Origin of the sequence: Pseudoalteromonas sp. MEBiC 03485, from assembly GCF_004195145.1 — a bacterium.
In the GTDB taxonomy this organism is placed as follows: domain Bacteria; phylum Pseudomonadota; class Gammaproteobacteria; order Enterobacterales; family Alteromonadaceae; genus Pseudoalteromonas; species Pseudoalteromonas apostichopi.
In genome coordinates this window covers 3,440,466-3,463,526 of sequence record NZ_SGBT01000001.1, presented here as the reverse complement: position 1 = coordinate 3,463,526, position 23,061 = coordinate 3,440,466, and the positions used below count along the sequence as shown (strand labels likewise).

The 23,061-nt window shown below is 41.3% G+C and carries 19 protein-coding genes and 1 pseudogene; 9 read left to right on the top strand and 11 right to left on the bottom strand.

Annotated elements, in window-relative coordinates; all coding sequences use genetic code 11:
• Positions 1 to 93 precede the first annotated feature (93 nt).
• Positions 94 to 1,245 carry a chorismate mutase gene (locus tag EVU92_RS15875; RefSeq protein WP_130052036.1) on the bottom strand — a complete coding sequence of 384 codons (1,152 nt, stop codon included), beginning with the start codon at positions 1,243 to 1,245 and terminating at the stop codon, positions 94 to 96.
• A 334-nt stretch (positions 1,246 to 1,579) separates the two neighbouring features.
• Here EVU92_RS15875 and EVU92_RS15870 point away from each other — a divergent pair, with 334 nt between their 5' ends.
• The gene (locus tag EVU92_RS15870) at positions 1,580 to 4,579 is read left to right on the top strand and encodes an EAL domain-containing protein (RefSeq protein WP_130052035.1); all 3,000 of its coding nucleotides are present in this window, start codon (positions 1,580 to 1,582) and stop codon (positions 4,577 to 4,579) included.
• 29 nt (positions 4,580 to 4,608) lie between these two features.
• On the opposite strand, the gene EVU92_RS15865 is transcribed toward EVU92_RS15870, so the two are convergent.
• Complete coding sequence (locus tag EVU92_RS15865) at positions 4,609 to 4,938, bottom strand: stress response translation initiation inhibitor YciH (RefSeq protein ID WP_130052034.1); 330 nt, start codon at positions 4,936 to 4,938, stop codon at positions 4,609 to 4,611.
• Between the two features lie 133 nt (positions 4,939 to 5,071).
• On the opposite strand from EVU92_RS15865, the gene EVU92_RS15860 reads away from it, so the two are divergent.
• The 4 genes from EVU92_RS15860 to EVU92_RS15845 all read left to right on the top strand — a co-directional run bounded on the left by EVU92_RS15860 (position 5,072) and on the right by EVU92_RS15845 (position 9,016).
• Positions 5,072 to 5,377, top strand: coding sequence for an STAS domain-containing protein (locus EVU92_RS15860; protein WP_130052033.1), 306 nt, complete (start codon positions 5,072 to 5,074; stop codon positions 5,375 to 5,377).
• Positions 5,377 to 7,047 (top strand): fused response regulator/phosphatase, encoded by a 1,671-nt coding sequence (locus tag EVU92_RS15855; RefSeq protein WP_130052032.1) that lies wholly within the window; start codon positions 5,377 to 5,379, stop codon positions 7,045 to 7,047. The genes EVU92_RS15860 and EVU92_RS15855 overlap by 1 nt, the downstream gene beginning before the upstream one ends.
• Positions 7,048 to 7,092: 45 nt before the next feature.
• Positions 7,093 to 7,752 (top strand): GAF domain-containing protein, encoded by a 660-nt coding sequence (locus tag EVU92_RS15850; protein ID WP_130052031.1) that lies wholly within the window; start codon positions 7,093 to 7,095, stop codon positions 7,750 to 7,752.
• A gap of 73 nt (positions 7,753 to 7,825) precedes the next feature.
• Entirely contained in the window at positions 7,826 to 9,016 is a 1,191-nt protein-coding gene (locus EVU92_RS15845; RefSeq protein ID WP_130052030.1) for an amino acid aminotransferase, read from the top strand.
• A 77-nt stretch (positions 9,017 to 9,093) separates the two neighbouring features.
• On the opposite strand, the gene EVU92_RS15840 is transcribed toward EVU92_RS15845, so the two are convergent.
• The 8 genes and pseudogenes from EVU92_RS15840 to EVU92_RS15805 all read right to left on the bottom strand — a co-directional run bounded on the left by EVU92_RS15840 (position 9,094) and on the right by EVU92_RS15805 (position 17,312).
• Positions 9,094 to 9,840 carry a DUF3379 family protein gene (locus EVU92_RS15840; RefSeq protein ID WP_130052029.1) on the bottom strand — a complete coding sequence of 249 codons (747 nt, stop codon included), beginning with the start codon at positions 9,838 to 9,840 and terminating at the stop codon, positions 9,094 to 9,096.
• Positions 9,840 to 10,388 (bottom strand): annotated as a pseudogene (locus EVU92_RS15835) (sigma-70 family RNA polymerase sigma factor); the annotation flags it as partial. The pseudogene EVU92_RS15835 and the gene EVU92_RS15840, both read right to left, overlap by 1 nt.
• 78 nt (positions 10,389 to 10,466) lie before the next feature.
• Positions 10,467 to 12,116 (bottom strand): BatD family protein, encoded by a 1,650-nt coding sequence (locus EVU92_RS15830; protein WP_130052027.1) that lies wholly within the window; start codon positions 12,114 to 12,116, stop codon positions 10,467 to 10,469.
• On the bottom strand, positions 12,110 to 13,984 hold the full coding sequence (locus tag EVU92_RS15825) for a VWA domain-containing protein (RefSeq protein ID WP_130052026.1): 1,875 nt from the start codon (positions 13,982 to 13,984) through the stop codon (positions 12,110 to 12,112). The genes EVU92_RS15830 and EVU92_RS15825 overlap by 7 nt, the downstream gene beginning before the upstream one ends.
• A gap of 1 nt (position 13,985) precedes the next feature.
• Complete coding sequence (locus tag EVU92_RS15820) at positions 13,986 to 14,972, bottom strand: VWA domain-containing protein (protein ID WP_130052025.1); 987 nt, start codon at positions 14,970 to 14,972, stop codon at positions 13,986 to 13,988.
• Complete coding sequence (locus EVU92_RS15815) at positions 14,965 to 15,405, bottom strand: DUF4381 domain-containing protein (RefSeq protein WP_130052024.1); 441 nt, start codon at positions 15,403 to 15,405, stop codon at positions 14,965 to 14,967. The genes EVU92_RS15820 and EVU92_RS15815 overlap by 8 nt, the downstream gene beginning before the upstream one ends.
• A 2-nt stretch (positions 15,406 to 15,407) precedes the next feature.
• Entirely contained in the window at positions 15,408 to 16,352 is a 945-nt protein-coding gene (locus EVU92_RS15810; protein WP_130052023.1) for a DUF58 domain-containing protein, read from the bottom strand.
• Between the two features lie 3 nt (positions 16,353 to 16,355).
• On the bottom strand, positions 16,356 to 17,312 hold the full coding sequence (locus EVU92_RS15805; RefSeq protein ID WP_130052022.1) for a MoxR family ATPase: 957 nt from the start codon (positions 17,310 to 17,312) through the stop codon (positions 16,356 to 16,358).
• Positions 17,313 to 17,648: 336 nt separating this feature from the next.
• On the opposite strand from EVU92_RS15805, the gene fadI reads away from it, so the two are divergent.
• From fadI to EVU92_RS15790, 3 genes are all read left to right on the top strand, one after another.
• The gene (gene fadI, locus EVU92_RS15800; protein ID WP_130052021.1) at positions 17,649 to 18,959 is read left to right on the top strand and encodes an acetyl-CoA C-acyltransferase FadI; all 1,311 of its coding nucleotides are present in this window, start codon (positions 17,649 to 17,651) and stop codon (positions 18,957 to 18,959) included.
• On the top strand, positions 18,959 to 21,184 hold the full coding sequence (fadJ, locus tag EVU92_RS15795; protein ID WP_130052020.1) for a fatty acid oxidation complex subunit alpha FadJ: 2,226 nt from the start codon (positions 18,959 to 18,961) through the stop codon (positions 21,182 to 21,184). The genes fadI and fadJ overlap by 1 nt, the downstream gene beginning before the upstream one ends.
• A 138-nt stretch (positions 21,185 to 21,322) precedes the next feature.
• Entirely contained in the window at positions 21,323 to 21,853 is a 531-nt protein-coding gene (locus tag EVU92_RS15790) for a GNAT family N-acetyltransferase (protein ID WP_130052019.1), read from the top strand.
• Positions 21,854 to 21,866: 13 nt separating this feature from the next.
• Here EVU92_RS15790 and EVU92_RS15785 read toward each other — a convergent pair whose 3' ends face one another.
• Positions 21,867 to 22,253 (bottom strand): MmcQ/YjbR family DNA-binding protein, encoded by a 387-nt coding sequence (locus tag EVU92_RS15785; RefSeq protein WP_130052018.1) that lies wholly within the window; start codon positions 22,251 to 22,253, stop codon positions 21,867 to 21,869.
• Between the two features lie 190 nt (positions 22,254 to 22,443).
• On the opposite strand from EVU92_RS15785, the gene yeiP reads away from it, so the two are divergent.
• Entirely contained in the window at positions 22,444 to 23,016 is a 573-nt protein-coding gene (yeiP, locus tag EVU92_RS15780) for an elongation factor P-like protein YeiP (RefSeq protein ID WP_130052017.1), read from the top strand.
• Positions 23,017 to 23,061: the final 45 nt, after the last annotated feature.

The following is a 23,061-nucleotide window of genomic DNA, read 5'->3' as shown; positions in this document are numbered from 1 at the left end:
GCTTAGACGGGGCTGTGGGTGCAAGTATCTAAGATGAAATTATACGAAAAAGGAGCCAAGCGGCTCCTTTCATTAATCAGTAATGATCGTCAGTTAAACACTTACAGCTTGCAAAGACTCACTTTGATAACAACCAAGTACACGGGTGTACTGAGTATGTTCTTTTAGCTCTTCTAGTGCCTGTTTAACATGTAAGTCATCAAGGTTTGCTTCGAGATCTACATAAAACACTTCTTCCCAAGGGTTTCCAGGTACTGGACGTGACTCTAGTTTTACAAGGTTAATTTTGTGATGTTTAAAAATCATTAAGGCGTCAGCTAACGAACCCGCTTGTTGCTTGGTGGCCATAATTAAACTCGTTTTGGTTGGGATTTGTTTCGACACTTGAAGAGGTTTACGGGCTACTACAATGAAGCGGCTATGGTTTTCACTTTGATTGGCCAAGCCTGATTTAACCACTTCTAAACCGACGTTTTTCCCTGCTTGTGCAGAGCCGATAGCGGCACTGTTTGCGGTTTCAACTGCTGATTGCAATGCATGGAAAGTTGAATCACAGGTTTCATGTTGAATGTCACCTAAGCCCTGAATGAAACGGCTACATTGAGCAAAAGGCTGTGGGTGAGCAAATATTTTATTGATATGAGATAACTCAGTACCAGGCATCGCTAATAAACAGTGTTCAACGCTGTGCGTCACTTCACCAACAATTGATACTTGAGCGTGCTGTAATAAATCGAATACTTCATTGATACTACCAGAACTGGTGTTTTCAATGGGTAATAAACCAAAATCAGCTTGGCCACTTTCTACTTTACCGGTGATTTGGTCAAAGCTAGAACAACCCATTTCAATTACTTTACCCGGGCGGCGGCTGAAATATTTATGACAGGCTAATTGACTATATGAACCTTGACCACCCAAATAAGCAACACGATGACTTTCGCTCATGGCTTCTGGGTTAAGGTTTTTTTGCAACATCGCTTGTTGGTTTAGAACAGAATCTTCAAGAATGGTTTGGAACACGTTATTAATGTAGTACGCATCAAGACCTAATGATTTTCCATAACTAATGAGCTTTTCGAGTAATGCTTGTTCGCGAGCCTCATCGCGAATTGGTTTGTTATTGGCTATCTTGTACTCAACCACGCTGTGGCTGATACGACGTCTTTTTGCCAGTAAGACAAGTAAGTCGGAATCTATTTCATTAATATCGTGTCGTAACGCATTTAATGTATCAATGCTCATGTTGGTTTCCTCATTCCAAAACAGTGCGCAAACAAAAAAGCCTCCCAAGTGGGAGGCTTTAGCTATTCGGTGAATTTATCTCGCAAACAGTTAAGCCTCCTCTATTTAAAGAAGCTAAAAAACGAAAAGTAAGTGCGAGAGATAATTTGTTTCATTGAGTTAATGTAAAAACACTTGTATGTAAAGTCAACCGCCTATCGAGGCTAATTTTGAAATCATATGTGTTTATTCAGAAAATTCATTAATCTTCATAAAAAATTTATAAATATAAAAATGAATCTGGTATATTTGTTTTTGCACAATAAATAATAACAATTATTAATAAGGTAGTCCTGTGGTGTATCGACGACCGCCATCACGTTTTGGTGTGAATTCATTAAGTATGAAATTGTCGCTGCTGATCTCTGCGATTTGTTTGATTGCAGGTATATGTGCTGCGGCTTTGATGCTTAAATCTGAAGAAAAACAGCTTGTTTTTGAAGAGCATGAACTTTTAAAACACTCGAGTGAACGCTTGAGTCGTCAATTTAACCGCCTGATTAAAACTAAAATAAATATCGCTGAGCAGGCTAATAATGTTGTAAGCAGCCAACTGCTTCACAATGAGTCTCACTTACAAAGCAAACGAAGCGCCGATATTAAATTTTCCGTTGATGGCAGTATCCGCAGTACTTCAGAAAATGGTTTATCTGCAGCGTTTATCCCTCAAGATAAATATTCTGAATTTTATAAGCAGCTTATAAACGATTCTGAATCATTGTGGAAAATCGTTTCACCTACTTTAATTCAAGATTTCTTTAATTTTTACTTAGTTACGAAAGACAACTTTATTCGTATAGCGCCACCAAACTGGGCGCTAAATGTACCTGGCGACTTTGACTTCACCAAAGACGAAGCCTTCAATTATGCCCAAGCTGCAACTAATCCAAGCCGAGAAGCGGTATGGTCAAAAGTGTATTACGACACTATTTGGCATAAATGGGTCGTTAGTGTACTTGTGCCAATCTACCTTGATAACGAATTTTTTGGTGTAACAGGTAGCGATATTGCTCTTGAAACTTTATTGGCACAACTGCCTATTGGTGATCGTGAGCAACATCTATTTGTTTTCGATGCAAAAGGTCAGTTATTAGCTCACCCTGATTTAGATAGGACAACTTTAGAGCAATATGGACGAGAAGGTAAAAAATTACTGACAGAAGATTTTGTTAATCCCGATCTGCAAAAGCTAGTGTCTGAAACGATTCGCTTAAAATTACCTGAGTCTGCAAATTCATTTGTCCAAGATGGCGAAACTCACATTATCAATATTCGTAAAGTTGAGAACCTAAATTGGTATATTGGTATTTATAAAAAGCGTTCGTCGGCACTTTCAGCACTAGAAGAGCTAAAAGTAAAATTCTTTGGCTTGTTTATCTTGTACGCTATTTTAGTTGCCTTGTTATTGCATCAAGCACTTTACCAATTAGTACTGCGTCGTATTCACTCATTAGTTAACGCGGTGGTGAGTTTTGGCAAAGGGCAATTACAAACAGAGTTTCCAAAAGCCAATAAAGATGAAATTGGTACCTTAAATGGCTCGTTCAGAGACATGGCTATTGAAATTCGTAAATTAATTGATGGTCTCAACCAGCGCATTAGCGAAAAAGAAATAGCTGAAAAGGCAGCTAACCGCTTATCTAAAGCTGTGGCTTTCTCGGGCACCGGTGTAGTGATCACGAACCAAGATTTTGAGATCAAATACGTGAATCCGAAAATGGTTGAAATGACCGGTTTCGAAGAGCGTCATTTCATTGGTTCGCCACTGTTAAATATCATCTCTCAAGAAATGGCTATTTTAGTTGATGATATTGATATTGACTTACGTAGCCGTAATTACTGGCGAGGGGATACCTTATTACAAGCTAATGAACGCCAATCTGTTTGGGTTTCGCTAAGTATTTCACCAATTCGTGAAGATGGTGGTGAGATCACCAGTTATGTGGCATCTGCGCAAGATATTTCGTTTGTGAAAGAAAGCCAACGTAAAATGGAACAACTGGCTTACTTTGATACTTTAACTGGACTTGCTAACCGTACTTTCTTCAGAATGCAGCTGCGCAAGTCAATGGCACTTGCCGAGCGTGGTCATTATGCATTTGCCTTATTCTATTTTGACTTAGACGAATTTAAACGTATCAACGATACGCTAGGTCATGATGCGGGTGATCAGTTGCTAGTAGAAGTTGCTAATCGCCTGAAAAAGCGTCTGCGTACAGAAGATACGATTGCACGTTTAGGCGGCGATGAATTCGCGGTATTATTAAGTGGTATTGAGCATCAAACACACGCCATGGAAGTCGCAAATACGATTCAACGCACTCTCAATGAGCCTATCAAATTAGGTAATAATGAAGTGATCATTAGTGCCAGTATTGGTATCACTATGGCGCCATTTGATAGTCAAGAAGAAGATCAATTACTTAAACATGCTGACCTTGCGATGTATGAAGCAAAAGCCAAAGGGCGCAATACCTTCCACTTCTATAGCCAAGAATTAAATGCAGCTGCGAATGAGCGCTTATTTATTGAAAATGAGTTACGTACTGGTATCCGTGAAGGGCAGTTTAGAGTTTATTATCAGCCACAAGTGGATTGTCGCAATAATCAGGTAGTTGGGTACGAAGCGCTTATTCGTTGGTTCCACCCTGAAGAAGGAATGATCCCACCGACGAAATTTATTCCAATTGCTGAAGCAACCGGTTTAATTGTTGAGTTAGGTGCATGGATATTACGGGAAGCCTGTGAATTTGCGGCTCGTTTAGCAAGCCAAGATTTGAAGAATAATATTTCAATCAATCTATCGGCTCGCCAGTTTAAAGATGCCAACCTAGTGACGACTCTTGATACGATAATCAAGCAAACAGGGGTTGAGCCTAAACGCTTACACCTTGAGTTAACAGAAAGTATGCTGATGGGGCATGTTGAAGCCGCTATTTCACAACTGCATCAATTAAAAGCATTGGGGGTATCAATTTCAATCGATGACTTTGGAACAGGTTACTCTTCATTAAGTTACCTAAAACGTTTCCCTGTGGATATCTTGAAAGTAGACCGTTCTTTTGTGAAAGATATCCCTGAGGATACTAATGATATGGAAATTACCGCTGCGATCATTGCGATGGCGCAAAAGTTGAAACTTAATGTTGTTGCTGAAGGGGTAGAAACTATTGAACAGATTGAGTTTTTACAAAATAACAACTGTTATATTGTGCAAGGATACTACTATAGTAAGCCTATCCCTGAAGATGAGTTGCCTGCACTTTATGAACAGCTCAACTCGTTGAATTCATAAAATACAGAACTCAAAAATATAGGGGGCGACTAGCCCCCTGCAATTTTAACTTTAAATTTTAGTCCTTCGAGAATCGCTTTTAGCTTATCTCTGTCATCACCTTGAACTTCGATGATACCGTCTTTTACTGCACCGCCTTGGCCCATTTTACTTTTAATGGTCTTAGCTAATTTTTTTAAGTCGTGCTGTTCGCTGTCGATCCCAACAACTAACATGACACCCTTACCTTTGCGGCCTTTGGTTTGACGTTCAATACGCAAAAAGCCGTCTTTAAAAATTTTACCTTGGGTTGGTTTGCTTTCTTTAGGTTGCTCAATGCGACCCGTAGCAGTTGAATAAACTAGATTATTATCGCTCATAGTGGATCTCGTAGTAGAAGCTTGGCTAAATGATAACAAATTTCATCCTAAGTGTTTTAATTTTTGGCTTATTTGTTCTAAGCGGTTATATTTAATTAGGTATCAGGAAAGATTTGTTTATTAGGAGTTTATTATGAGTTTATCGCGCAGCACTTCTGCTGATGGCGCTATATTAACCGTACAAATCAAAGGAAAATTTGATTTTAATTTGGTGCAATCTTTTCGTCAGGCGTACGCCGATCTTAACGACAATATCGATAAAGTGGTTATTGACCTCAGAGAAACAGATTACATGGACAGCTCGGCTTTAGGCATGTTGCTGAACATGAAAAAAAACCTTACCGGCAAGGTTGAGACAATTCAAATTAGTAATTGCCAACCGCAACTGAAAAAAATCCTGCAAATTTCACGTTTCGATAAAAAGTTCGACATTGATTGATGCTTAATATTCTGGTTGCAGACGATCTAGCCTTAAATCGTCGCTTATTAACCGTGATGTTAGAGCAGCAGGGCTACCGTGTTTATACCGCTGAAAACGGGCTTGTTGCTTTAAACCTGCTCGAAGAACACACCATTGATATTGTGTTACTCGATGTCATTATGCCTGTGATGGACGGCTTTGAAACCGCAGCGATTATCAAAGAGCGCTTTAGCCAAGTTTACTTACCGATTATATTTATTACCTCTTTAGAAGATGAAGCGAGTTTTGAGCGTTGCTTAGCGGTTGGCGGCGATGACTTTTTACATAAGCCATTTCAAGAGGTCATTCTTAACGCGAAAATTAAAGCGCATAGCCGGATCCGTAATTTAAGCCAAAAGGCAAGAGAGCAAAATCTACAACTTGAATATCATCAAAATCAAGTCGAGCGCGAACATGAAATCGTCGAACATATTTTTAATAACGCCCTCGAAAACCAACAGTCATTTCCGTCGCATTTAGACTTTCATTTATCACCTGCCGCTATGTTTAATGGCGATATGTTTTTGGTAGCACAAAGCCCAATTGGCAGCTTGTACTGCATGCTTGGTGATTTTACCGGCCATGGTTTAGCTGCTGCGGTCGGAGCACTTCCTGCTTCAAGGGTATTTTATACAATGGTAAGTAAGGGGATGTCAGTCAGTGATATTGCTGCAGAAATTAATTTAGTACTAGGTAAATTACTGCCAGGACATATGTTTTGTGCTGCCACCATTATAGAGCTCAGTAACAACGGGAAAAGTGTTTCGGCTTGGCTTGGAGGATTACCTGATACGTATATTATCGACCAAAATGGAGAACTCATTCGCACTCTTGAATCTCAACACATGGCACTGGGTATTTTAGAAGAGGATGAATTTGAACGTGCACTTATTCACATAGAGGTAGAAGATACTTCTCGTATCGTGATGGCGACCGATGGCATTATTGAAACGACTAGCCCAAATGATGAATATTTTGGTGAGCAGCGTTTTAAAAAGGTGCTTGGCTCAAAGCCAAATATTTCTTCAAATCAAGTATTAGAACGAGTAAACAAATTTGCCCGCGGCAATAAACAACAAGACGACTTAAGCTTAGTATTATTAAATTGTTTACCTATGGATGAGTCTGAGCAAAAGTCTGAACAGCTATCTGCATTACCCTTTAATTTTTCATTGAGCTTAAATTCAAAGCAAATCAAAAGCACAGATCCTGTGTTGGAAGTAGTTGATGTAATAAGTAAAGTGGCGGGGTTAAATGCCCATCGCGCAAATATCTTTTTGATACTCTCAGAGGCCTATAATAATGCCTTAGATCACGGTGTGTTAGGTCTCGACTCAGAGATTAAGAATCAAGAAGATGGCTTTTTAATTTATTATCAACAACGAGAAGAGGCCCTCGCAAATTTAACAGATGCTTTAATCATTATTGATATCCGTTATTGCCCCGAAGAGTGTGCTCTATATTTTACCGTTTGTGACTCAGGAAACGGTTTTAGTAAAGAGCAAACAAATCAACAAAGCCTTGCAAGGGAGCATGGTAGAGGCTTGTGCTTACTTAGAGAAGTTGCTTCAAAAGTGACATTTAATAGTGCTGGTAATCAAGTCGAAATTTATTATCAATTAACAGCAAGCAGTACTAGCTCACACTAAAATCGCATGTTATCATTCTGGCATTATAGATGTTTGGATGGCTAAATGATTTCTAACTACTTATCTACTGCACAGCTTGAATTACCAGAAAACTTGGTTGCTGAGCAATTATCGAACCTTGAACAATATCTTGCAGAGTCCGCTTTACCAGCAGTGCGTTGGGAGTATCAAATTCCTGAGCTAGGCGAGGGGGGGGCGTGTAGCTTATTTGGTTATTTGCAAGATGAACCATTCAAATTAAACGATTATGTTGCAGATGATGCTACAAATACTGAAAAGCTGACTAAGCTTCAACAAATCATCGATTTTGTCGTTGCTCAGACTCAAGTTGATTGGTTTGGTATTTATCAAGCAACAAATACTGAGGAAGGCCCTCAGTTATTAAAACTGGTTTATCACGGGGCACCTAGCCGACCATTATTCCCGCTTACAGAAGCGTTTGCTAAAGGTAGTAACAATGTTCAAGTCGCGCTTTCTAAGCAAGGTCGCGTGATCAATAACGTTGCTGATTATCTTGCAAAAGGTGGTGAGTATTATACCTGCGATCCAAAGGTGAAAGCTGAAACCTGTTTACCCTTACTATCAGCTAAAAATGAATGCTTAGGTATTATAGATGCAGAAGCATTTAGTAATGATTTCTTTGATCAGCAGACCCTTGCATTACTTGTGGCTTGTTGTATTAAAATTCCTCAACTCTTGGTCTAATTTTACTAGTAATCAGGCTGGGTTTTTATGTTAAGCTAGTGGCAACGCTAACCCCTATAAAAAGAGATAGTCAATGTTCTCAGAATTAAAACCATTACCAACAGATCCTATTCTTGGCCTAATGGCGGCCTTTAAACAAGATACAAACCCAAAGAAAATTGATTTGGGTGTAGGTGTTTATAAGGATGAGCAAGGCAATACGCCTGTATTAAAAGCGGTTAAAAAAGCGGAAGCGTTTCGTTTAGAAAACGAAACCAGTAAATCATACATTGGCTTGGCTGGTAACTTAGATTACTGTCAAAAAATGGAAAACTTATTACTGGGTGAGCATCCAGCACTTTTAGCTAACCGTGTTCGCACTGCACAAGCACCAGGTGGTACAGGTGCATTACGTGTTGCAGCTGAATTCATCAAGCGTTGCAACAAAGATGCGACGGTATGGGTAACTACGCCAACGTGGGCAAACCACATCAGCTTATTTGAAGCGGCGGGCTTAACAGTAAAAGAATACCCTTACTACGATTACGAAAATAAAGACCTTTTATTTGATGACATGATTAATACCCTTAAGCAAGTGCCTAAAGGTGATGTTGTGTTATTCCACGCATGTTGTCACAACCCAAGCGGTATGGATTTAAATGCTGAGCAATGGAGCACAGTTGCAGAGCTTGCTGTTGAAGTTGGTTTCACGCCACTGGTTGATATTGCTTACCAAGGTTTTGGTTCAAGCCTTGAAGAAGACGCAGCGGGTCTTCGCAAATTAGCAGCAGCGGTAGATGAACTAATCATCTGTTCTTCATGTTCGAAAAACTTCGGTCTATACCGCGAACGTATCGGTGCATGTTCAATCATTGCTAAAGATGCAGCGACTGCTGATATCTCTAACTCTGTATTATTAAGCGTTGTACGTAGCATCTATTCAATGCCGCCTGCACATGGTGCTGATATTGTTAGCACGATTTTAGGCAGCACTGAGCTGACGCAAATGTGGCATGACGAGCTTGATGAAATGCGTAATCGTATTAATGGCTTACGTACTTTAATCAAAGAAAGCTTAGCAGCGAAAGGCATTGATCAAGACTTCTCATTTATTGACCGTCAAAATGGTATGTTCTCATTCCTAGGTATTAATAAAGAGCAAATCGAACGTTTACAAAAAGAGTACTCAATCTACATTGTTGGTTCTAGCCGTGTAAACGTTGCTGGTATCAGCGATGCAAACATTGATTACTTCGCAAATGCAGTAGCAGACGTTTGTAAATAATCGGCTCTATAGCGATAAAAAAAACCGCATGACTGCGGTTTTTTTGTGCCTGTAATATGTGTTACTACGAGTAGGTATTAATGTAGCCAGCGAATGGCGTCATTAATCATATTGTTGTAGCTGTCAAGCGGAGCGCCAATACTCGCTATTAAGATAGTATCTGCTCGCTCTCCGCGGTTAATGTGACCAGCAAAACGCTCATCATTGAAATCATCAGAGCCAGTGCCAAACGGTTGCTCGTCAGAAGGCACTATGAATACTGTCATTGGGCCAAAGTCAGACTCAAACACCAAGTGTAGGCCTTTTTTGCCTTGAAAGTCACAAAACATCAAATAGGTTACTTTACCTGGTAGCTCATCTAGGTGTCCGCCAATAGTAGCAAACTTTTCATTTACATAAGCAAGGTCTATCGCTTCATGCTTATCTAACGCGCCAATCTCATGATAAAGGTGTGTAAAGGCATGCTCACCCACACTGTATAAAGTATGTTGTTTGTTAATGACAAAGAACACACTAATTGCCACTAAAAACGATGCTGCGGCGGCTAAATACAGGCGATTGAAGGCAAAGCGCGACTTAGCCTCAATAATAGTGTCTAGCGGCTGCTCATGGTTTTCTTCACAAGCATAGGTGTTATCAATAATTCGCTTTGCCAAATTTTCAGGCACGGGTACGTTAAGCGCTTTGCTTAGTTCATCATCGAGGGCACGTACATCATCAATAAACGCCTGTTTATCAGTGTCCTGCTCGGCAAACGCTTCAAGTTCCTTATCAATAGTGCTTGGCTCGGCGAGGATGCGGCGGCGAAACTCGAGTTCATCCATTAATTTGATGCTCCTCTAAGTTGATCATCATCACTGCTTAAAGCCTCTTTAAGCTGGTTTCTGGCACGAAAAAGTCGTGTCATGACAGTATTTTTATTTAAATCGAGGATCTGGGCAATCTCGTCGCCAGAGCAACCCATTACCACCTGCAGCAGTAATGGTTCTCGATACTCTTGTGATAACTTTCCAATTTGTCGTTGAATCACTGTTTGTTCCATTTCAGCATCAAGGGTTGTACTTTTTTCATCTACAAGGGTGTCGTTTTCAACATCGGCGTAATCAAATTGTTTACGTTCAAAGCGACGTGCATTCTCGCGACGTAAGATAGTTAACAACCAAGGTTTTACCGCTTGTTGATCTTGCAGTGAATCCAAGGCACGCCAAGCCCTCAGGAAAGTTTCCTGCACTAAGTCTTCAGCAATGTTCTGATCACGACACAACCAATACGCAAAGCGAAAAAGCTCACTGTGGTAGACATGAACCAGCGCTTCATATCGCTTTTGTTTTTCTGTCATAGTAACTAAGACCTGCCTATCAGAAAAAATCTTTCTGAGATTATTATTTTTTTCTTAAAAAAACGGCTAATTCAAGATTAGCCGTTTATATTCAATCTATTAGATTAATCGTTAATCGTAAAGATTTTTTAATTCAGTGCTATTACTTGTCGATTGAGTGTGCTTTGTTGCTTGGCTTAGCAAGTTTACAATTAAACTTAAATCAACTTGTTCATCTGCTGAACTATAAAGTTTAGTGCGTAATTTAGCAATTTCATCATTAAGTTGTGTGTTTTTGAGTGATGCGAGTAAATACTCAATGGCCGCTACATTCTTACCTGTGTACTGTTTTGCATAGAGGTTTAATGCGTTATAAAACGCTGAGCTATTGTTTTGTTTTGCAAACAGCTTTAACTCATTTAATGACACGGATGTAACACTCTTAGATAATGCTTTAGGCGTTGATTGTTGAGGGCGCTTTTTAATGTAAAGCACTAAGGTGACTAACCAAAGTCCATAGCCGACAATTGCCACGATAATAAGCCACATCGGGCTCGTGACTTGCGTAACGGTTTGCACATTAGTTGGCGTATGACTCAGCTCATTAGAGCTTGCTGTTTGCGGCTCTGCGATAGCTGGGGCTGTTGGTGTGAGTGGATTTGTACTTGGCACAACTGTTAATGTTCGAGCAGGTATGGTCGCGTAGCTAATACGATTGATTTTGGTATTAAACCAAGGCAGCTTTATTTCAGGCAATGTATAAGTGCCCGGTGTTTGCGGTAATAAAGCATAAGAAGCCGTTTGTTGTGAAATAACACGGCCATCACGTACCAGATGATTACTCTCTTTTTCATCAGGGTAACTTCTAAAACCTTGCACCTGCGGCATATCGATATCAGGAAGTTGCTCTTTAGTAACCCCCAATGCGGTTAAGGTGATAGTTCGAGTGATCGGCGTACCGACTTCCACGGTGTCATCTTTTGGTTGCCATTGCTCATCAAGGTTAACCAATTCACTCGGTAACCAAGCACCTGAGTAGTTTTCTGGAATTGGCTTGATTTCAATATCGACATCTTCGCCCATTGCTGAAACAGCCATTTGTCGGTAATTTTGACGAATACGGCCATTGAATACTGGGGCTGTGATGGTATTCACGCCACTTTTTTGTGGTTGCACTAAATACTCACGGGTGATCACTAAATAGCGTTTTCCATCAATTAACTCATAGTCTTCAGATTGCTTGTTAATTGGAGTTAGCTCAGCGTTTTCCATTTCTGGTGTGGTTAAGTTGCCATCAAGCAGTTCTTTGTTGTTGTCTAAATACAATTTAACCGTATAAACACCGGCTTCTTGCACGTATAAGCTAGTTGGCTTGATGCTTGTTTTAATGAAGGCTTCTTTATTTTGCTCAGAGGTTTGGCTGCGCTTAGCCACCGTTAGCTCAATCGGTTTTGAACTGACACCAGCAACGGTAAAAGCAGGAATGGTATAAGTGCCTTCTTTGCGGGTCATCAGTTTTACAGACCAGTTAGTTTGCTTACTGATTTCACCATTAATAATGTTGGTACGCGAGCTTACACTGGTAGGCCCTACAACAAAGTCTTTTAATAACACTGAAGTGTCGGGTTGTTCGCTGTTAATAGAGTCGTCTGCTGAGATGGTTAAAATAAAAAACTCACCGGCAAGGACTGGGTTTTTATCAACACTTGCCTGTAGCTGGGTGGCAGCCCAAAGCGGCGCTGCCGCGATTAGCAATAAACAACATAATAATCGCATTACCATGATTTTTCGGCTCCTCGTGGACGACGTTGATAGTTTCGTTTTTGTGCTTCTAATTGCATTTTATTTCTTAATAAGATCGCAGGATCATCGGGAACTTTACGCAGCAATTGATTAAGTTGCTGGGCTTTTTCTTTCTCTTCATTAGTCAGCTCAGCAGCTTGTGCCTGCATAGCCTGTTGCTCTGCTTGCTGTTTAGCTTGTTCATCGCTTTGCGATGGCTCTGGCTGGGCATCTTGTTGCTCAGGAGATTGCTCTGGCTTTTGCTCACCTGATTGTGGCGACTTTTCTGATTCAGATTGCATTTCAGGTTTGTTTTGTTGATCACTTTCAGAGTCACTTTGCTCACCTTTTTGATCTGACTGTTCGCCTTGCTCTGAGGGTTGTTGGCTATCTTGCTGCTCACTTTGCTCAGAGTTATCGCCTTGCTGGGAGTTTTCACCCTGTTGCTTTTGCTGGTTATCTTGCTGACCATCGGAGTTTTGTTGATCAGTGTTTTGCTGTTGATCTTGTTGCTGCTGTTGCTCTTGCTGCTGCATTAACTGTTCAACAAGGGCTTGGTTTTCTTTTGCTTCAGTGAAGTCATTTTTAAGCTGTTGGGCTTTCTTATAAGCTTCTATTGCTTGCTCTAGTTCACCTGCCTTTGCAAGGGCATTGCCATAGTTGTACAAACCCGTCGCAGATTTATCTTCACTAAACGCATCCATGGCAGCTTGGTAATTACCCTGCTGATAAAGGGCTGCGCCTTTTAATTGCGTGTTTTCAGCTTGGGCGGCTTGTTCAAATTGATTTTGCTGATAGGCATCGAGAGCGCGTTGGTCTTGGTTTTTAAACACCTCTGGTAACTCGGCGGCGTAAACCTGTTGCTGAGGTAATAGCATAACGAACAAAAAGCCAAGTACTAGGCTGCTTCGGCGAATTAAAAAGAGCGCTAATGGTAGTAAAATAACAAGACCGTATATACCAGCATCAACACGCCATAACGCTTGGCTTTGTTTCTCGTCTTTGAGTACTTCAGCATTGGCTGTTGGGGCAAATGTTTGAATATCTTGATTACTGGTTTGATAAAGTGCAAATTTGCCACCGCTGTTGCGCGCTAAAGCACTTAAACGACTCATATTTAGCGTCGGAATAACAATCTGTCCTTGCGAATCTTTTAAAAAGCCACCTTCAGGTAACTTAATAGGCGCACCTTGCTCCGTGCCGACGCCATAGACATTCAAGCGATAACTCGACTGAGCGGTAAAGCGACTAATATCTTCTTGATCAAGGCTATCAACCCCATCGGTAACTAAAATAATATCACCATCTAAATAGCCTGCTTGTTTAAGTAAATCGTCGGCTTTTTCTAAACCTTCAATAACGTTCGATCCTTTGCTCGGCATGATATCTGGGCTTAGGCTTGGGATGAGGTTAGCTAAGGTGCTGGCGTCATTGGTTAGCGGTGAAATGGTAAATGCAGAACCTGCATAAGCAACCAATGCCGTATCACCTTCTTTGAAAAGTTCAATCATATCAAGTGCTTTAAAGCGAGCTTGAACTAATCTATTTGGTGCGATGTCGGTACTGAACATTGAGTACGACATATCCATCACAATAACCCGTGCGTTTTTCGCTTGAAACACTGGGACTTGTTTTTTCTCGAAGCTTGGACCTGCTGCAAACACAATGGCTAGCAAGGTAAAAATAGCAACTAGCCAAAGCGGTTGGCTTTGCTTTTTATGATTGTCGCTCATTACAAACTGCGCCAAATGGGGGGCAATTAAATCAGCGGGGGCGTTCTTTTTATTGCGTACTAACAACACACTAAAAATAATCAGTGCGGGGAGCAATAACCAAAGTAGTGCAGGGCGAATAAATTCAAAATCCATACTAGCTCTCCTGCTTAAATTGGCGAATAAAATTGACTAACATTGTTAAGCTGATTAAGCCTAGCGCCACAAGCAGTGGAATATAAAACAATGAAATTTGTGGGCGGAACGTTTGTTCATCGCTACTAATAGGCTCAAGTTTATCGAGCTCCTGATAAATTTGCTGTAAACCAGCCACATCTTTTGCTCTAAAGTATAAGCCGCCGGTTTGCTCGGCAATGCGCTTGAGTAAGCTTTCATCTAAGTTACCGCCACTCATACCACCCATATTAAACAGGCTAAATCCACGCGGGTTATCAGAGCCAACACCTATGGTATATACCTTAATGCCTTCTTCGCGGGCTAACAGCAGGGCATCTTCTGGGTCAAGGTTACCTGCGGTGTTTTGACCATCGGTTAATAGTACAACGATACGGTTACTTTCATCTTTATTAGCAAAACGCTTTACCGATAAACCTAATGCATCTCCGATAGCTGTTGCTCTACCTACTAGGCCGATTTGCGCCTCGCTCAGCATTTGGCTCACGGTTTTAACATCACGCGTAAGAGGTGTTTGTAAAAATGCGGTGTCGCCAAATAAAATGAGACCAAGGCGGTCACCTTGACGTTGCTCAATAAAGTCACTCAGTACCGCTTTTACCATAGTTAGTCTGTCGACATACTGGTTTTGATAGGCCATATCTTGTTCTGTCATAGAACCAGATAAATCTACTGCAAGCATGATATCGCGGCCTTCATTGGGCAAGGTGATGGGGTCATCAAGCCAAGTCGGGTTTGCGATAGCAATAACTAATAATCCCCATACTGCCCATTCGAGCAAAGATACTTTACGACTATGTTGCTGCATCGCTTGATTATTCAAACCAAGCTTTGCAAAGCCAGGAATACGCAACCGTAATTGCCCTTGTTGCTTTAACGGCATAAAGCGACTTAAAAGCCAAGGTAGGGGTAAAAGCACAAAACACCATGGCCAACTAAACTCAAACATTAATTGGCTCCTTGAGTTTAAAGTTGCGAATGGCACTGCGTAATTTAGCTGCAAGTTCAGCATTATTACTTTGCTGCTGATAAAGCGGCATCAACTCGTCGTAACTAAAGTTATCGCCACTTAGCTTAGATAAATTTTCAGACCACTTTGCCAAAGGCTGAGAGGCAAGTTGACTGCTGTAATAATGACGGGTTAAACGTTTTAAAATAATGTGTAGCTCTTGTGCATCATCATCACTAAGGGTTTTACTTAATTTAATGGCTTGTTTCTTGGCTTTTTTGAACTGTTGGTTTTTATATAAAAGCACTAAGCCGATAATTAATAACGAACCAACTAAGGCGATGATCAGCCACCAAATTGGAGCAAGTGGCCACCATGCAACCTCGGTCGGTGCAATGACATCATGTAAGCCATCTAGCGGATTTTTTTGCATTGTTACTTTCTCACTAATTGCAGCTCAAGTGGAGTGGCTGCACTGAATGAAATTAAACTAAGCCCAGATTTTTGTAGGCGCTTTAACCTATTAGAAAAAGACTCTTCAGCAGATTTAGCGAAGCGCTCGCGAAATTGCTTGTCCATTAATGGTAAAGCAAGATCTTGTCCATTTGCCGACACAGTTACTGTTTGTTTAAAAGCAGGTAACTGATGTTCAAATGGGTCACTAATATGGCAACCAACCAACTCACAGTGTCTGCTCAGCATTTCAAGTTGTTTAAAGCTCGCTTCATCAAGGGCACTAAAATCAGAAACGATATAAACTAGGCTACCGGGTTTAGCCAAATGGTTAAGGCGTTTTAGGTTTTCACTAAATAGGCTGTTGGCTGTTTTGTCGATATTATTGAGCGCTTGGTTGTGAATATCACATAAGTTGTGACAGAGCTTTAACACCGCCTTTTCGCGTGACGTAGGCTTTAATTCGTGATGACTATGTTGATTAAACACCAGACCACCAATGCGGTCACCTCTTTGACACGCCGACCAAGCAACTAATGCGCTAATATGCGCTGCTTGCACCGATTTTAACAGTAACTTTGAGCCAAACAGCATCGAGTTAGAAAAGTCGGTAAATACAAAAACAGGGCGTTCTTTTTCTTCTTGAAACAGTTTAGTGTGGGTTTCGCCTGTACGGGCGGTAACACGCCAGTCGATAGAGCGTATGTCATCACCAGCTTGATAATGACGCACTTCAGCAAACTCCATCCCGCGACCTTTATGTGGCGCAAGGTATTGCCCAGCTAAACTGTTTTTGATTTTTACTTTGGGCGCAAGTTCTAGTAAACGAGCTTTGGCTTTGTAATACATCAACTCTTTGAGTGATAAATTGACGCCTTGACTATGGCTCGTTGCTAACCACGCCGCTGTATCAAATTGGCTCGACATAGCTTATGGCACTGCTACCAATTCTAAAATACGGCTGATCACGTCATCTTTACTGATGCCATCGGCCTGCGCTTCGTAGCTTAAAATGATACGGTGACGTAACACATTATGCAGCACCGCTTGGATATCATCTGGGGCTACAAAATCACGGCCTTCAAGCCAAGCATGAGCTCGTGCGCATTTATCAAGGGCAATGGTTGCACGCGGGCTTGCGCCATATTCAATCCAGCGGCCAAGTTGCTCATCAAGCTCTGAAGCTTCACGGGTTGCAACAATTAATTGCACTAGGTACTTTTCAAGTGGCTCAGCTAAGTACAAGCCTAAAATAGCTTTACGCGCAGCAAAAAGTTCACTTTGACTAATTTGTTGTGTCTCTGCTTGCTTATCAGAAATAGCCTCGCCACGGGTTAGGCGTAGGATATCTAATTCGTGTTCAGCACCCGGGTAATCAATGCTCAAATGCAATAAAAAGCGGTCAAGCTGTGCTTCTGGTAGTGGGTAAGTGCCTTCTTGCTCTAGCGGGTTTTGGGTTGCCATAACCATAAATAGATCAGACAGTGGATAAGTGTTTTTACCAACCGTTACTTGGCGTTCAGCCATGGCTTCGAGTAGCGCAGATTGTACTTTAGCAGGGGCACGGTTAATTTCGTCAGCCAAAATTAGGTTATGAAATAACGGTCCTTTTTCAAATACAAATTCACTGGTTTGCTGACGATATATATCGGTACCTGTGACATCCGCAGGTAATAAGTCTGGGGTAAACTGAACACGTTGGAAGCTACCTTCAACCCCTTTTGCTAAGGCATTGACTGCACGGGTTTTTGCAAGACCCGGAGGGCCTTCTACTAATAAATGGCCATCTGCCAAAATCGCGATTAACAGTGCTTGGGTTAATTGTGGTTGGCCGATAATTTGCGTGTCTAAGTATGATTTTAATTGTGAAAATGCGTTAACTGCCATAATAAAAAGACTGTCCTAAAAGCGTGAGTCAAAAATTGTTTTTGTTATGCGCCAATGCGTTATATTCAGTACCGATAAATTCTTTACGCGGTACCGTGGTGGGGCGCTATTAACAAGTTATAAGGATTCAAAAGTTATAACACAAGTGTTAGACACAAAATCCTCAAATAGTTCGTTATTTTTTAAGGATTTTTAGCCTACCATATAAATACAGTGTTTTTTTGTAAATAGGCCAAAAAAAGCCTATGGTTGAAAACTTAATATTGGCATTCGTACACGGGTTGTTTTAGAATCAGGAAAAACAAACAGGTCAGACCTGTCAGCGGGAGAGCATAAATGTCTGAGCAAAATATACTTAAAACAGCAAAAGGCGATCGTATCGCTATCGTTAGCGGCCTGCGAACGCCATTCGCAAAGCAAGCCACAGCATTTCATCATGTACCAGCCCTTGATATGGGTAAGTTAGTTGTCAACGAAATGCTTGAACGACTTAACTTTAATAAATCTGAAATTGATCAACTTGTATTTGGTCAAGTAGTGCAAATGCCAGAAGCCCCAAATATTGCCCGTGAAATCGTATTAGGTACGGGCATGCCTGTTTCTGTTGATGCTTATTCTGTTTCGCGTGCGTGTGCGACAAGTTTCCAAGCCATTGCTAACGTAGCCGAGTCAATTATGGCAGGCTCAGTGCAAGTGGGTATCGCTGGTGGTGCTGACTCATCGTCTGTATTACCTATTGGTGTCAGCAAAAAATTAGCGGGTAGCCTTGTTGATTTAAACAAAGCACGCACGCTTGGTCAGCGATTAAAGATTTTCTCAAAACTACGTCTAAAAGATTTACTTCCTGTGCCACCAGCGGTAGCTGAGTACTCTACAGGCTTATCTATGGGTCAAACGGCAGAGCAAATGGCTAAAACGCATAGTATTAGCCGTGAAGACCAAGATGCTTTAGCACATCGTTCTCATACTCTTGCAAGCCAAGCATGGGCTGATGGCAAACTTAAAGACGAAGTGATGACTGCGCATGTAGCGCCTTATAAGAGTTTTATTGAGCAAGATAATAACATTCGCCATAACTCGACTGTTGAAGGCTATGCGAAATTAAAACCAGTATTTGACCGTCAACACGGTTCTGTTACAGCCGCTAATGCTACGCCACTAACTGATGGTGCTGCTGCGGTATTAATGATGAGTGAAAGTAAAGCAAAAGCATTGGGTTACAATATCTTAGGTTATGTACGTAGCTTTGCTTTCTCGGCAATCGGTGTCCATGAGGACATGCTAATGGGTCCGGCTCACTCTACGCCAATTGCTCTTGACCGTGCAGGTATTACATTAGCAGATTTAGATTTAATCGAAATGCACGAAGCATTTGCAGCGCAAACACTGGCTAATATGAAGATGTTTGCGTCAGACAAATTTGCACAAGAAAAGCTTGGTCGCAGTAAAGCGATCGGCGAAATTAACATGGACAAGTTCAATGTATTAGGTGGCTCACTAGCATACGGTCACCCATTTGCGGCAACAGGTGCACGCCTGATCACGCAAAGCTTAAATGAACTTAATCGTCGCGGTGGCGGCTTAGCGCTTACGACTGCGTGTGCAGCGGGTGGCTTAGGCGCAGCCTTTGTATTGGAGAGTGCGTAATGACAGATTCAGTATTTAGTTTATCAGTGGCTGATGACGGCGTAGCCGTTGTAACCATTGATGTGCCGGGTGAGAAAATGAACACCCTGCGCAGCAGTTTTGCAGAAGATTTAAAAACCTTACTCAAAGACGCACAAGCGCAAGCTGTAAAAGGTATGGTATTTATTAGTGGTAAAAGCGATAACTTTATCGCTGGTGCTGATATTAAAATGCTTGATAGCGCGAATAGCCGTGAAGATGCATTAGCGTTAAGCGAAATGTGCCAACAAGCCTTTTTCGATATGAAAAAGCTACCTTTCCCAACAGTAAGTGCTATTCATGGTGCAGCGTTAGGCGGTGGTTTAGAGTTTGCTTTAGCATGTGATTATCGAGTGTGTTCTGACAGCGATATCACTAAGCTTGGTTTGCCAGAAGTACAGTTAGGCTTATTACCTGGTGGTGGCGGTACTCAACGTTTACCAAAATTAGTTGGCTTGCAAAAAGCACTTGAGTGGATGCTTACAGGTAAGCAAGTGCGTGCTAAGCAAGCGAAGAAAACAGGCTTAGTAAATGACTGTGTACCACACAGTGTATTACTTGACGTTGCTAAAGAGTTTGCTCTGAAAGGTAAGGCGAAGGCTACTAAACCTAAGCTAGACCGTTTGAGTCAATTACTTGAGTCAAACCCATTTGGTCGCAATATTATTTTCAAAAAAGCACAAGAAAACGTGCTGAAGAAAACAGGCGGTCACTACCCAGCACCTTTAGCCATTATTAAAGCGGTTCGTGCAAGTGTTGAGCTTGATCAGTTAAAAGCATACAAAACTGAAGCAGAAGGCTTTGCCACGCTGGTAATGAGTGATGAGTCAAAAGCATTGCGCGGTATTTTCTTTGCAACCACTGAAATGAAAAAAGAGTGGCGTAATGATGATGCACCAGCAGTCGCTAAAGCGGCAGTATTAGGTGGCGGCCTCATGGGCGCGGGTATTGCCCATGTTAGTGCTGTAAAAGCGGGTGTTCCAGTGCGCATTAAAGATGTGGCTGAAAAGGGCATCAGCAATGCAATGAACTACAGCTATAAGATTTTAGATAAAAAGCAAAAGCGTCGTATTTTATCTAAAGCTGATTTACAACAAACCATGAACCGCATTACCGGTACAACCGATTACAGCGGCTTTAAACACATTGATATCGTTATCGAAGCAGTGTTTGAAGATCTTGCTTTAAAGCAAGGTATGGTGGCTGATGTTGAACGTGAATGCCAAGACAACACTATTTTTGCAAGTAATACCTCATCATTACCGATTGCACAAATCGCTGCTGATGCAGCACGCCCAGAAAATGTAATTGGTCTGCATTACTTCTCTCCAGTTGAAAAGATGCCACTTGTTGAGATCATTCCACACGCCGGTACGTCTGAAGAAACTATCGCACGCGTTGTTAACTTTGCCCGTAAGCAAGGTAAAACCCCGATTGTGGTTAAAGACATGGCTGGTTTTTATGTAAACCGTATCTTAGCGCCTTATGTTAATGAAGCGGCTAATTTACTGCTTGCAGGTGAGCCAATTGAAAAGATTGACCAAGCATTGGTTGAGTTTGGTTTCCCGGTAGGGCCTTTAGCGTTACTTGATGAAGTAGGGATTGATATAGGTTCTAAAATTGCGCCAATCCTTGAAAAAGAGTTGGGCGAGCGCTTTAAAGCACCTGACGCCTTTAATCGCTTAATCGATTCTAAGCGTTTAGGTCGTAAGACTGGCCGTGGTTTTTACCTTTACGACAAGAAAGATAAAAAAGTGGATGAGTCAGTATACGAGCTACTTGGTGTTACGCCATCACCTCGTTTAAACAAGAGCGAAATTGCTAAACGTTGTGTTGCGCAAATGCTTAACGAAGCGGTACGCTGTTTAGATGATGGCATTATTGCAAGCCCGCGTGACGGTGATATTGGTGCTATTTTTGGTATCGGTTTCCCACCATTCTTAGGCGGTCCATTTAGCTATATGGATAAACTGGGTGCAGCACAAGTGAGCTCAGAAATGGCGACTTTTGCTAACTACAACCCTATTTTCACACCTTGCGATACGTTAAAAGCAATGGCTGAAAAGGGGGGGCGTTTTTACCAAGCAGAAAGCGAAGAGCTGGCAATAGCTGAAGCTACGCCTGTCGATCCGGTTGAAGTAACCAAAGAAGTGGTTGAAGACGAGCAAGCGTCAGAAGAAGCTAATACAGAAACGACTAAAAGCTAATTCTTTAAATTAATTAGTTAATTTTAAAAGCCCTGCTTATTGAGCGGGGCTTTTTACTTATATATTGGCCATAAGTGGTATTTAATTCTCGAAATCAGTTTGTTATAACTAGGTTTATTTACTAAGCGATTAATCACCATGACTCTCACCACTTCGCGATTAACACTACGGCTGTTAAATGCCGATGACTGGCCATTGTTTTATACTTTGCATAATGATGCCCAAGTGATAGAGAAATGCTTCGATAAGCCCTCAGAGGCGCAGCTACGAGCTAAGTTTAATGAACGCTTAAAGCCTTGGCAGCCAAATTCGAATTCACCACTGTGCTTAGTTATTGTTGAAACCAGTACAGGTAAAGAGGTGGGTGTAACTGGGTTTACTTCATCAACAGTGCCTGATAGTCAAGAAGTCGGTTATTTGCTGCTGCCTAATTTTCATGGTCGTGGCTATGCCACAGAGTCTTTGCAAGCAGTGCTTGATTACGCCAAATCAGAACATGCTGTGCGGGAATTTAAAGCGGTTGTCACCGAAGGTAATATCGGTTCAGAAAAAGTACTTGAGAAATGTGGTTTTCAGTTAGTCGATAAGCAGCTAGATGCGTATGCTATTGGCGGTGTTTTGTATACCGATCATCATTTTTATTTAGGTTGCACTGATCACAGAGCGTGATCAGTGCGCAATTTTACAGATGAAGCTCAATCGCTTTTCTGTCTTTTTCTGGCATATTCGCAACCACTAAATCAAACGAATTATCAATCATCCGCTCAATCTCTCCTTGTGGTACGGTACCATCTAAAATAACCGTATTCCATAAACGTTTGTTCATGTGATAACCCGGGATCACCGACGGGAAAATATCACGCAATGCTTGGGCTTCATCTGGCTCGCATTTCAGATTTAGCCACCATACAAGATTACCTTCATCGTCTGTTTGGCCTTCTTTGCCCTCAGCAAGGGTGGCAAACATTTTATGATTCACCTTGTAAACGTCGACATCTTGGCCAAATGGTTGGGTGATCATCACCAATGGCTTTTTCATTAAATATTCGTGTACTGTGTGTTGATTCATGATCCAATCCTTGAAGTCATTTTTCGTAGTTATAAACATAGCAGCTTTTTCTTAGTTTTGAGACAACTAATATTATAATTTGCTGAAAAATCGAATAAATAACGGCTGTGAGTTAAAACTGCAAATTTTTATTGAACAATAGCCATTACGTGGTAAATTTCTGTCAACAAAAAACGATAGGAATACACCCATGCCTAAGGCAAGTGAAGTTAAAAAAGGCGCCGCTATCGAGCATAACGGCCGTGTTTTAGTAGTTAAAGATATTCAACGTTCTGTACCACAAGGTCGTGCTGGTGGCAGTTTATACCGTATGCGTTTATACGATGTGGTAACTGGTGGTAAAGTTGATGAAACATTCAAAGACAGCGACATGCTAAAACTAGCGGATCTAATTCGTCGTGAAGCAATGTTCTCTTACATTGACGGTGAAGAGTATGTATTCATGGATAATGAAGACTACACGCCTTATAACTTAAATAAAGAAGCGATTAGCGAAGAGATTTTATTCGTAAATGAAGAAACTCAAGGTCTTCACGTAATTGTAATCGATGGCGCTCCGGTTGGCCTAGATTTGCCATCAAGTGTTGAGCTTGTTGTTGAAGAAACCGATCCTTCAATTAAGGGTGCATCAGCAAGTGCACGTTCAAAGCCTGCACGTTTGACAACCGGTTTAACGATTCAGGTACCTGAGCATATTTCTACAGGCGATCGCATTCGTATCAACACGGTTGAACATAAGTTTATGGGCCGCGCAGAAAAATAACTTTGTGGCTCTTCAAAAACCGGCTTTTAGCCGGTTTTTTTGTTT

Coding starts and splice junctions, on each gene's coding strand:
- yeiP (WP_130052017.1), top strand. CDS start 22,444: ATGCCTAAGGCAAGTGAAGTTAAAAAAGGCGCCGCTATCGAGCATAAC.
- fadI (WP_130052021.1), top strand. CDS start 17,649: ATGTCTGAGCAAAATATACTTAAAACAGCAAAAGGCGATCGTATCGCT.
- EVU92_RS15785 (WP_130052018.1), bottom strand. CDS start 22,253: ATGAATCAACACACAGTACACGAATATTTAATGAAAAAGCCATTGGTG.
- EVU92_RS15865 (WP_130052034.1), bottom strand. CDS start 4,938: ATGAGCGATAATAATCTAGTTTATTCAACTGCTACGGGTCGCATTGAG.
- EVU92_RS15845 (WP_130052030.1), top strand. CDS start 7,826: ATGTTCTCAGAATTAAAACCATTACCAACAGATCCTATTCTTGGCCTA.
- EVU92_RS15820 (WP_130052025.1), bottom strand. CDS start 14,972: ATGTTTGAGTTTAGTTGGCCATGGTGTTTTGTGCTTTTACCCCTACCT.
- EVU92_RS15875 (WP_130052036.1), bottom strand. CDS start 1,245: ATGAGCATTGATACATTAAATGCGTTACGACACGATATTAATGAAATA.
- EVU92_RS15805 (WP_130052022.1), bottom strand. CDS start 17,312: ATGGCAGTTAACGCATTTTCACAATTAAAATCATACTTAGACACGCAA.
- fadJ (WP_130052020.1), top strand. CDS start 18,959: ATGACAGATTCAGTATTTAGTTTATCAGTGGCTGATGACGGCGTAGCC.
- EVU92_RS15860 (WP_130052033.1), top strand. CDS start 5,072: ATGAGTTTATCGCGCAGCACTTCTGCTGATGGCGCTATATTAACCGTA.
- EVU92_RS15810 (WP_130052023.1), bottom strand. CDS start 16,352: ATGTCGAGCCAATTTGATACAGCGGCGTGGTTAGCAACGAGCCATAGT.
- EVU92_RS15850 (WP_130052031.1), top strand. CDS start 7,093: ATGATTTCTAACTACTTATCTACTGCACAGCTTGAATTACCAGAAAAC.
- EVU92_RS15830 (WP_130052027.1), bottom strand. CDS start 12,116: ATGGTAATGCGATTATTATGTTGTTTATTGCTAATCGCGGCAGCGCCG.
- EVU92_RS15790 (WP_130052019.1), top strand. CDS start 21,323: ATGACTCTCACCACTTCGCGATTAACACTACGGCTGTTAAATGCCGAT.
- EVU92_RS15815 (WP_130052024.1), bottom strand. CDS start 15,405: ATGCAAAAAAATCCGCTAGATGGCTTACATGATGTCATTGCACCGACC.
- EVU92_RS15825 (WP_130052026.1), bottom strand. CDS start 13,984: ATGGATTTTGAATTTATTCGCCCTGCACTACTTTGGTTATTGCTCCCC.
- EVU92_RS15840 (WP_130052029.1), bottom strand. CDS start 9,840: ATGGATGAACTCGAGTTTCGCCGCCGCATCCTCGCCGAGCCAAGCACT.
- EVU92_RS15855 (WP_130052032.1), top strand. CDS start 5,377: ATGCTTAATATTCTGGTTGCAGACGATCTAGCCTTAAATCGTCGCTTA.